We start from the raw sequence: 9,441 nt of genomic DNA, 5'->3' as shown, positions 1-9,441 counted from the left end.
GCCTGGGTCTGCCCGGCGTGGCCACCGGCGTCACGGCCGCCCCGGGCCCCGGCTCGTCGGCCCGGCCCGGTGCCCGGACGACCGTCTCCCCGGGCACCTCGGCCAGCGCGTCGGCGAACACCTCCCCGACAGCCAGCCCCACCGTGGGCGCCAGCCCGTCCGCCTCGCCGACGGACGACGGGACCGCGGCCGTGCCGAACACCGAGGGAAGCTCGTTCAACGCCGCAGTCAACACGCTGCAGAGCGCCGGCTTCACGAACGTGACCAAGACCTTCGACTGCTACAACAGCGGCGCCGTCGACGCGGTCGTGCGGCAGAACCCGAACAGCGGCCGCGCGCCGAAGTCGACCGCGATCAAGCTGCAGATCCAGGGCAACGACTGCAAGGAAGTGCCCAACGTCACCGGCATGACCGAGGCCGCGGCAAAGTCCACCCTGAGCGGGGCCGGCTTCCTGTTCGTCAACGGTGCCTGCCCCAACGGCTACACGAGCAGCGTGACGTCCTACTCGCCGAACACCGGCCGGCATCCGAGTGGCTCCACCGCGGTGAACCTCAACCTGAAGTGCACCGCACCCGCTCCCGCACCGACCACGGCGCCGCCGACAGCGGCCCCGACCACGGCGGCCCCGACAGGGAAGAAGTAGCCAGACCGTCACCACCGCCGCCACCGGGCCAGACCCGCGTGGCGGCGGTTTGGCGTTTCAGGGCATGGACCCGTTTGAGGGCATGGACCCGTTTCAGGGCATGGACCCGTTTCAGGGCATGGACACGGCCCTGCGGTGGGCGCCGCCGTGTTGGGTCACCCGCCCGCCCAGCGGGACCCGGCGCCCTCCCCGCGAGCCGGTGCCAGCGGGTGGGCTCGACGACGAGGACGGTCGCGGCGCCGTAGCAGCGGCAGGGTCGGGTTCGGGTGTTGGCCCCTCAAGGAGGACGCCGCCGAGGTCAGCGGAGCCTCGGCGGACCGCTTCGTGCGCGGGGATGAAGCGGGCGCGGAACCCCGCGGAGAATGAAGCCGAGAACCGCCGCCTGGCGGCCGTGGCCGATCAGCTCAGCCGAAGTTGTCCATGGGCAGCGAGCGGATGTCGTCCCGCCTGAGCTGGCGGCCCAGCGGCCCGCTGGTCAGGCGGGGCGGCGCCTCTTCCTCGAGCCGCAGGCTGCGCGGCAGCGGCATCGGCACCGGGAGGTCGGGCTCCGCCTGCGGCGAGTCCGGGGCGGGCGAGTTGGACGCCGTCGCGGCCCACAGATCGACCTCGACGATGATCTCACCGTTGTCCGAGGACATCCGCAGCCGACCGCCGTGCACCTCGACGAGCCTGCGCACGACGTACAGCCCCATGCCGGCACCATCCGTCTGCCTCGTGGCCGTACCGTCGCGCTGGGTGAAGGGCTCGAAGAGCTGGTGGATCGTCGCAGGGTCCAGGTCCGGGCCGGGGTTGCGCACGCGCAGCACGACCTCATCGCCCACCCGGCCGGCGATCAGCCGCACCGGCGCACCGGGCCAGGAGTGGACCAGGGCGTTGTCGACGAGGTTCGCGACCACCTGAATGAGGGCCTGGCGGGCCATCCGCACCGGCAGCTCGGCCGGCAGGTCAACCGTCACGCTGCTCGGCGAGCTGGTGTACGGCAGGCTGGCGAGCACGTGGCGGACGACTTCCGGAAGGTCGGCGATGGTGGTCTCGTCCGCGCCGGTCGCCGTGGCGGCCGTCAGCATGTTCTCCAGCAGCCGCGACAGCCGGTCCGAGTTGTTCACCGCGGCGTCGAGCAGGTCGTCGAGCTGCGCGTCGGAGAGCCGGTTGCGGCGCCGCTTGATGGTGAGCAGGTTGCCGCGGATACCTGTCAGCGGCGTGCGGAACTCGTGCGACACCGTCGCGACGAGGTCGCTGCGGATGCGGTCGGTCTCCTCCAGCCGCGCCATAAGGCTCTGCTGCCCCTCGTAGAGCTGCTGGCGGTACTCCTCGACTCGACGCCGGGACTGCTCGTTGTAGTGCCAGAAGACCATCTGCGCGCAGGCCAGCGCGAAGATGAAGCCGGCGTGCAGTCCGGCGAGCAGCCACGCGTTGCCCATCGACGGCACGTGGGTGGCGATGATGTCGCCCATCACCAGGTTCGCGACGAACACGAACGCGATCGCCAGCAGGTAGACCGTCCACTCCTCGTACAGCGCGATCAGCGCGACGACGACGAAGAAGTGGAAGTACATCGGGGTGAGACCGTTGGAGATGTGCACCAGGACGACCGAGCAGCACAGCAGGCCCAGACTCGCGGCCAGCGCACGCACGCGGCGCCGGCCGGGCACGACCGCCGCAGCGAAAAGCAGCGCCGGCGGGCTCGCCGCCAGGAAACCGTGCTCGGGGCTCAGGCCGCGGAGGACGGCGAACAGCACGATGATCGGCAGATGCATCGCCAGGACGAGGCTCATCAGGGTGTGGCGCGCCGTCCAGTCCTCCAGTGGCAGCCCGCGACCCTGGGGCAGGCGGGTGGCCAGGCGCCGCAGCGGGCCGGTGGACGCACCACCTCGGCCTCTGGCCGCTCCCCAGGACAGCGGGGACACCGACGCCAGCGAACGCGATCGGGAGCCGCGTCGGGGCGCGCGACCTGGGCGGGCGCTGCCGTGTCGACGCCGGGCCCGCTCGGGGGTCGATGGACTGACGGTGGACATCCGCGCAAGTTTCTACCGGGAAGGCCCGGGAGCACCATGGTTGTCAAGGATGGTGTCCCATGGCGACAGTGCCCAGGTTTGACTAGGCCATCTGCACCAGACGGCACCGGGCTCAACGGAGCATGGCGCGAACCTTCGTGCGGCGGCCAGTCTGTGGTCCGCGAGGTGGCCCCAAGACGGCCACCCATGGAGGAGGACACCGTGCCCCCAGTGGCCATGACAGCCTCGACCGCGCCCATGATCGCTCCGCCGTGTGCGGCTCGCGGCGGCGCATCGACAGCTGACGCCACGGGCGAAGTCGCCCTGCCCCACGCCCGCACCCTGCCGGCCCGGCCGATGCTGCGACTGGTCTCGACCGCCCAGGCCGGTGACGAGGGGCCCGGGGCCGAGGTCCACGGTTGGGGTGGCCCCGCCTCCTGCAGCTGCCGCGAGTGCTCGATGGCTCGCCACCCGGCGGCGATGCCGAGACTCACCGTCGTTCGCTGAGCCACCAGCGATCCCGGACACGACAATGGCCCACGGAGAGCTCTCCGTGGGCCATTGTGACACCTGAAGTAAGCCGGGCATACCTTTACTCTTTCGCCGGAGAGAAAGGATAAACCCGTTGTAGCCCCGACCGGATTCGAACCGGCGCTACCGCCTTGAGAGGGCGGCGTCCTGGGCCACTAGACGACGGGGCCAAGACTTTCACCAAATGTTACCGATGTACGGGTCGTAGTGTACACGATGTCAGGCGAACCCGGCAAAGCAGCACTTCGTCCTTCAACCGTACGCTGGGGTACCAGGACTCGAACCTAGACTAACGGAGCCAGAATCCGTTGGGCTGCCAATTACCCCATACCCCATGGGGCCCTGCGTTCGGGCGCTGCCCACTCTACCTCATCCGGCGGGCTGCCTATACCCCGGGGGCCCGATGCCCAATCGGCATCCGGGCGCGATCCGCGGCTCCACCCGGCCGGCAGGACCCGTTCGACCGGTTCCCGCCGCGCGCACCAGGTCCCGGCGGGTATCAGCGAGAGACCACCGGATTGGTCAACGTGCCGATCCCCTCGATCGTGACCGCGACGGTCTGCCCCGGCACCATCGGGCCGACGCCGCCCGGCGTGCCCGTGAGCAGCACATCCCCGGGCAGCAGGGTCATCGCCGCCGACATGTGGGCGACGAGCGCCGCCACATCCCGCAGCAGCAGCTTCGTGCGGCTGTTCTGCCGCAGGTCGCCGTCGAGGGTCGTGCGCAGCGCCAGGTCCGACGGATCGAGATCCGTCTCGATCCATGGCCCGATGGGGCAGAAGGTGTCGTGGCCCTTCGCCCGCGTCCACTGGCCGTCCTGCGCCTGCTGGTCCCGGGCGGTCACGTCGTTGGCACACGTGTAGCCGAGCACCACCGACAACGCCCGTTGCACGGGCACGTCCCGGCACAGCCGGCCGATCACCACCGCCAGCTCGCCCTCGAAGTCCACCCGCTCGCTGTCCGCGGGCAGCGCAATGGGATCGCCCGGCCCGGCCACGCTCGTCGACGGCTTGAGGAACAGGATCGGCCGCGCGGGCGCGCTTTCACCACCCATCGCCTGTCCGCCGCCCATCTCACGTCCGCCGCCCATCTCACGTCCGCCGCCCATCTCACGGACATGGTCGGCGTAGTTCTTGCCGACGCAGAGCACCTTGCTGGGCAGGACCGGGGCGAGCAGCCGGACGTCGGCGAGCGGCCGGCGCACGCCGGTGAACGCGAACGGGCCGAACGGATGCGGGGCGATGCCCGCGATCTCGGCCGTGCCGTCCTCGACCGAACCCTCGACAACGCCGAATCCCGGCTCGGATCCATCGGTGAACCTCGCGATACGCACCCCCTGACCGTATCGGTCAGCGGTACCTACCCTGCCGGGTGGCGGTCACCCGCCGCCGTCAACCGCCCCCGCGACGGCGACCGGCGTGATCGGGTTCGCCAGAACGGCGAGGGGTAGCCGAGAATCGGGCCAGATTCCCGGACAGTTCAGCCGCCCGGCCACCGGCCCTCGTGCCGGACCGGCCGATGCCGGAGGCGGCCGAACGCGGTCCGACGCAGCGGAAGGGAGAACGGTGAGCGAGATCGACACGACCCCGGTGTATGACGTGGGGGCGCCCGAGCCGAAGCCGATCGACGAGGAGCTCAGCGTCAAGCTCGGCCATCTGGCCGAGGACGCGATCCTGCGGGGCAAGCCCAACGGCGCCGAGCGCTGCGACAACTGCCTGTACTACCTCGACACCGACAAGGACATCACCTACTGCTGGCATCCGAAGCTGCGGGTCCTCGTCGGTGGTGACTGGTGGTGCCAGTGGTGGGAGGAGATCCCGCAGGACTGAGCCGACAGCGGGCCCGCTGATCCACGGGCCCGGCACGGCGAGCGGCCACGGCCGCCCGCGGCGCCGGGCCCGGGCTCAGCTGGCGGTCGGGTCCGCGCGCTCGCCCTGACGGCGCAGCCCGTAGTTCACCGCGTCCTCCAGGGCGGACCAAGACGCGGCGATGATGTTCTCGTCGACCCCGATGGTGTCCCAGCGGGAGCGGCCGTCGGTGGTGCCGACCAGGACCCTGGTGACGGCGCCGGTGCCCTGCTTGCCGTCGAGGATGCGGACCTTGTAGTCGACGAGCTCCAGGTCGGCCAGGCCGGGATACGCCTTCTCCAGCGCGTCGCGCAGGGCCGTGTCGAGCGCGTGGACGGGGCCGTTGCCCTCGGCGGTCGCGACGTGGCGCGCGCCGTGCGAGCTGAGCTTGACCGTCGCCTCGCTGACGACCTCACCGTCGGGGCGCTGTTCGACGATGACCCGCCAGGACTCCAGGGTGTAGAAACGCTGCCGGCCGGTCACCTCGTCGCGTAGCAGCAGCTCGAACGACGCCTCCGCGGCCTCGTAGGCGAACCCGGCCGCCTCGCGCTCCTTGACCAGGTCCACGACGCGGCCGAGGGCCTCGCGCTCGTCCGAGAGGTCCAGGCCGAGTTCGCGTCCCTTCAGCTCGATGGTCGCGCGGCCCGCCAGCTCCGAGACGAGCATCCGCATGTCGTTGCCGACTACGGACGGGTCGATGTGCTGGTACATGTCAGGGTCGATCTTGACCGCGCTGGCGTGCAGCCCGGCCTTGTGCGCGAAGGCGCTGGCCCCGACGTAGGGCCGGTGCGGGTCGGGGACCGAGTTGGTCACCTCGTCGATGGCGTGCGAGACGCGGACGATCTCCGCCAGCCGGCCCGGCGGCAGCACGGCGCGGTCGAGCTTGGTCTCCAGCCCGGCGATGATACTGAACAGGTTCGCGTTGCCGCACCGCTCGCCGTAGCCGTTCGCCGTGCCCTGCACGTGGGTCACCCCGGCCTCGACGGCGACGAGGGTGTTCGCCACGGCGCAGTCGGCGTCGTTGTGGCAGTGGATGCCGAGCCGGGCGCCGGTGGCGGCGAGCACGTCCGCGACGACGGTGCCGACGCGGCCGGGCAGCATGCCGCCGTTGGTGTCGCAGAGCACGACGACCTCGGCCCCGGCCTCGGCCGCCGTCGTGACGACCTCGAGGGCGTAGTCCGGGTGGACCGCGTAGCCGTCGAAGAAGTGCTCGGCGTCGAGGAAGACCCGCTTGCCCTCGCGGCACAGGTGGGCGACCGTGTCCCGGATCATCGCCAGGTTCTCGGCGGCGTCGGTGCGCAGCGCGCGCTCCACGTGCCGCAGGTCGGACTTCGCGACCAGGCAGACCACCGACGTCCCGGCGTCGCGCAGGGCGGCGACCTGGGGATCGTCGGCGGCGACGCGGCCGGCGCGGCGGGTGGCGCCGAAGGCGGCCAGCCGGGCCGTCGCCAGGGTCAGTTCGGTGCGGGCGCGGGTGAAGAACTCCGCGTCCTTCGGATTCGACCCCGGCCAGCCGCCCTCGATGAATCCGACTCCGAGATCGTCGAGGTGGCGGGCCACCGCGAGCTTGTCACCGACCGAGAGCGACAGCCCCTCCTGCTGGGTACCGTCACGCAGGGTCGAGTCATAGACGTGCAGGGAATCGGGATCGTATGGCCGCACGGGCGGGCGCCTCTCCGGTGACTCGGATGGCCGCGGGACCAGGTCGACCGTGGCCGCCCCGCCGCCCGGATCTTGCTCCGGAGGTGACCTCCGGTGGGGGCGGGATCTGGGGCCGCCACGCGCCCGGTCCCATGGTCAGCGACCGGTGCGCGCGACGGAGACGGGTTCGCCGCCGGGTAGCTAGCCTACGATGTAACAGTCCCGACATGTAATGACTGTGACGCGCGCAACAACAACAGGCCACGCGCAGACCACGTGGCCAGCTAGTCGCCGGCGAACTTCCGGAGCCGGTCGACCTGCAGGATAGTGATCGTCTGTCCCTCCGAGAGGATCCAGGACCGCCGCTCGAACTCGCGCAACGCCTGGTTCACCGACTGCCGTGAGCCGCCTAGCAATGACGCGATCTCGGTCTGGGTGAGGCCCAGCTCGATGACCGTCCGGCCCGCCTCCCGCATCCGCAGCAACAGCAACTTCGCCACCCGCCGCGGCAGGTCAAGGAACACCAGGTCGGCGTTGGCCCCGGTGAGCCTGCGCACATGCGCGACGAGGGCGCGGATGAGCTGCTCCGCGACGGCCGGGCGTTCCCGGACCAGTTCCCACACCGCGGTCCGGTCGAGCACCAGCGCCGTGCTGGGCTCCAGCGCCTCGACGCTGGCGGAGCGGGTGCCAGCCTCGACGATGTTCAGTTCGCCCAGGGTCTCGCGCGGGCCGGCAATGTTCAGGACATGGTCACGCCCGTCGTCCGCCTTCGTAAGAATCTTCAGCCGCCCACTGGCGACGACGAGCAGTGTGTCTGCGGGCTCGCCTTCGGTGAAGACCACCTGCCCGCGCCGGAATCGCCGCGTCACCGCCCGTGAGGCGAGCCGCAGCAGATCCTCCTCGTCCAGCTCCTTCAACAGCGTGGTCGCGCGGAGGAGGGCGACCGCCTCGTTGTCGTGCATGCGGTGACCGTAGCGCCGCCGGTCCTCCTCATGCGCCGCAGCCGGCAAGGAGGGCCGGGCCGACATGGATGATGCCGCGGGAGCGTCCTCAGTGAAACTCACGCGCTCATCATGCCGCCACGTGTCGCCCGCTCCAGCAGCGCACAACGTCACGCATGCTGAGAACCCCGGCGACATCGCCACCCGAGGTGACGATGAGGTGGCGGAACCCGCCGCGCAGCATCGCGGCCGCAGCCTCATCCAGCGACCAGGCCGGATCCGCGAAGACGACATCCCGGGTGAGGTGATCACCCGCGGTCTCGACCTCCGGATCCTGTCCGGCGGCGATCGAGCGAAGAATGTCCCGCTCGGTGAGGATCCCGTAACCCGAGCTGTCGGCGTCCCGCACGATCGCGGCGCCGACCTTGCGGGCCGCCATCAGCCGCGCCGCCTGCCGCAGCGAGTGACCAGGACCGATCATGAGAACTAGGGAACTCATCCCGTCCGAGACGCGCACGAGGCCCTCCCGACGCTTGTGCGATTGTGACTGCATCCACCGCGACGGTAGGCCCCGCGAGGCGGCTTGACCAGACGAAAACGGAATACGGCGTGGCCCGAATGTGACCTCAACCACGCCGCCGTCCCCGCCGGGCGGCGCTTCGCCCTGCTGTCGACTAGCTTGCGACGAGCTCGTTCCAGGACCGGTAGCGCTCCACCTCACCGCGGGTGGCGCGGTGGAAGATCTCCAGCAGCTCGCGCGTGACCGGGCCCGGCTTACCCGTACCGATCTGCCGGTCGTCGACCGACACGATCGGGACGATCTCCGCCGCCGTGCCGGTGAAGAACGCCTCGTCGGCCAGGTAGAGATCGGTGCGCACGATGTGCTGTTCGAGCACCTCGTAGCCCTGGTCGGCGGCGATCCGCATGATCGAGGCACGCGTGATGCCGCCGAGCGGGCCGTCGCTGAGCAGCGGCGTGATCACCTTACGGCCGGAGACGATGAAGACGTTCTCGCCCGTGCCATCCGCGATGTGGCCGTTGGGGCTGGTGAGGATGGCCTCGTCATAGCCGGCCTTGACCGCGGCGACCTTGGCCAGCGACGAGTTCAGGTACTGCCCCGACGCCTTCGCCGCCGGCGGCGTGATGTTCGGGTCGTTGCGCTTCCAGGAGGAGATCATCGCGCGGACGCCGTTGGCCTCCGCCTCCTCACCGAGGTAAGCGCCCCACGGCCAGACCGCGATCATCACCTCGACCGGCGACGGCAGCGGGTTGAGCCCCATCTCGCCGTAGCCCAGGTACACCAGCGGCCGGATGTAGCAGGAGCCGATCTCGTTGACCGCGATCGTCTCCTTGGTCGCCGCCACCACCTTCTCCTGGGTGAAGGGCGGGTCCATCACGTAGATCTTCGCGCTGCGGTACAACCGGGCGATGTGGTCGGTCAACCGGAACACGGCGGGGCCGTCGGCCGTCTCATAGGCACGGATGCCCTCGAACACTCCCCAGCCGTAGTGCAGGGTCGGGTTGAGGACGTGGATGCGGGCGTCGTCCCAGTCGACGAACTCGCCACTCATCCAGATCTTCGAGGTCGGGGAAATCGGCACGGCGGACTCCAGCACACGATACGACGAGGCAAACGGACTAACTGGGACGACGATTTCGCCGCGCATCGCCCTGGTGAGGCCCCGCCGGCTGCCGTCTACCGGATCTACGGCTCCCGACCGAGGATAACCACGGCGACCAGCGGCCGGCCAGGCATGAGCGAAGTCCCCGGGTCCGGCAGCGGCCCGAACGGGCGGCGCCCGGTGCCGGGACGCCGCGCGCCGCAACCGCCACCGGAGCCGGC

At 70.6% G+C, this 9,441-nt stretch carries 9 protein-coding genes and 2 tRNA genes; 2 read left to right on the top strand and 9 right to left on the bottom strand.

What is annotated here, in order from left to right:
- On the bottom strand, positions 1–202 hold a 202-nt coding region (locus MXD58_RS12720; protein ID WP_250609341.1), incomplete at its 3' end, for a hypothetical protein.
- On the opposite strand from MXD58_RS12720, the gene MXD58_RS12715 reads away from it, so the two are divergent.
- Positions 192–644, top strand: coding sequence for a PASTA domain-containing protein (locus MXD58_RS12715; RefSeq protein ID WP_250609340.1), 453 nt, complete (start codon positions 192–194; stop codon positions 642–644). The two genes, MXD58_RS12720 and MXD58_RS12715, sit on opposite strands and share 11 nt — an antisense overlap.
- Positions 645–1,048: 404 nt before the next feature.
- Here MXD58_RS12715 and MXD58_RS12710 read toward each other — a convergent pair whose 3' ends face one another.
- The 4 genes from MXD58_RS12710 to MXD58_RS12695 form a co-directional block, all read right to left on the bottom strand.
- Positions 1,049–2,659, bottom strand: coding sequence for a sensor histidine kinase (locus MXD58_RS12710; protein WP_248840892.1), 1,611 nt, complete (start codon positions 2,657–2,659; stop codon positions 1,049–1,051).
- A 607-nt stretch (positions 2,660–3,266) separates the two neighbouring features.
- Positions 3,267–3,339: transfer RNA gene (locus tag MXD58_RS12705), tRNA-Glu, on the bottom strand.
- Positions 3,340–3,432: 93 nt separating this feature from the next.
- Positions 3,433–3,504 (bottom strand) — tRNA-Gln (locus tag MXD58_RS12700).
- 164 nt (positions 3,505–3,668) lie between these two features.
- Positions 3,669–4,502 carry a fumarylacetoacetate hydrolase family protein gene (locus tag MXD58_RS12695; RefSeq protein ID WP_248840893.1) on the bottom strand — a complete coding sequence of 278 codons (834 nt, stop codon included), beginning with the start codon at positions 4,500–4,502 and terminating at the stop codon, positions 3,669–3,671.
- 232 nt (positions 4,503–4,734) lie between these two features.
- Between MXD58_RS12695 and MXD58_RS12690 the strand changes: the two genes are divergently transcribed.
- Positions 4,735–4,998, top strand: a complete 264-nt coding sequence (locus tag MXD58_RS12690) for a hypothetical protein (RefSeq protein WP_248840894.1) — start codon at positions 4,735–4,737, stop codon at positions 4,996–4,998.
- 75 nt (positions 4,999–5,073) lie between these two features.
- On the opposite strand, the gene cimA is transcribed toward MXD58_RS12690, so the two are convergent.
- The 4 genes from cimA to ilvE form a co-directional block, all read right to left on the bottom strand.
- Positions 5,074–6,678 carry a citramalate synthase gene (cimA, locus tag MXD58_RS12685; RefSeq protein WP_248840895.1) on the bottom strand — a complete coding sequence of 535 codons (1,605 nt, stop codon included), beginning with the start codon at positions 6,676–6,678 and terminating at the stop codon, positions 5,074–5,076.
- A gap of 263 nt (positions 6,679–6,941) precedes the next feature.
- Positions 6,942–7,619 (bottom strand): Crp/Fnr family transcriptional regulator, encoded by a 678-nt coding sequence (locus MXD58_RS12680; protein ID WP_248818503.1) that lies wholly within the window; start codon positions 7,617–7,619, stop codon positions 6,942–6,944.
- Positions 7,620–7,728: 109 nt separating this feature from the next.
- Complete coding sequence (locus MXD58_RS12675) at positions 7,729–8,115, bottom strand: CBS domain-containing protein (protein ID WP_248840923.1); 387 nt, start codon at positions 8,113–8,115, stop codon at positions 7,729–7,731.
- Between the two features lie 157 nt (positions 8,116–8,272).
- Positions 8,273–9,199, bottom strand: coding sequence for a branched-chain-amino-acid transaminase (gene ilvE, locus MXD58_RS12670; RefSeq protein ID WP_248840896.1), 927 nt, complete (start codon positions 9,197–9,199; stop codon positions 8,273–8,275).
- Positions 9,200–9,441: the final 242 nt, after the last annotated feature.

This window comes from Frankia sp. AgKG'84/4 (assembly GCF_023242965.2).
GTDB lineage: Bacteria > Actinomycetota > Actinomycetes > Frankiales > Frankiaceae > Frankia.
The sequence above is the reverse complement of the archived record's forward strand: the minus strand, read 5'-3'. Positions and strand labels throughout refer to the sequence as shown.

Excerpts from the sequence above, each read along its gene's own strand:
- MXD58_RS12710 (WP_248840892.1), bottom strand. The coding sequence starts at position 2,659 with ATGTCCACCGTCAGTCCATCGACCCCCGAGCGGGCCCGGCGTCGACAC.
- MXD58_RS12680 (WP_248818503.1), bottom strand. The coding sequence starts at position 7,619 with ATGCACGACAACGAGGCGGTCGCCCTCCTCCGCGCGACCACGCTGTTG.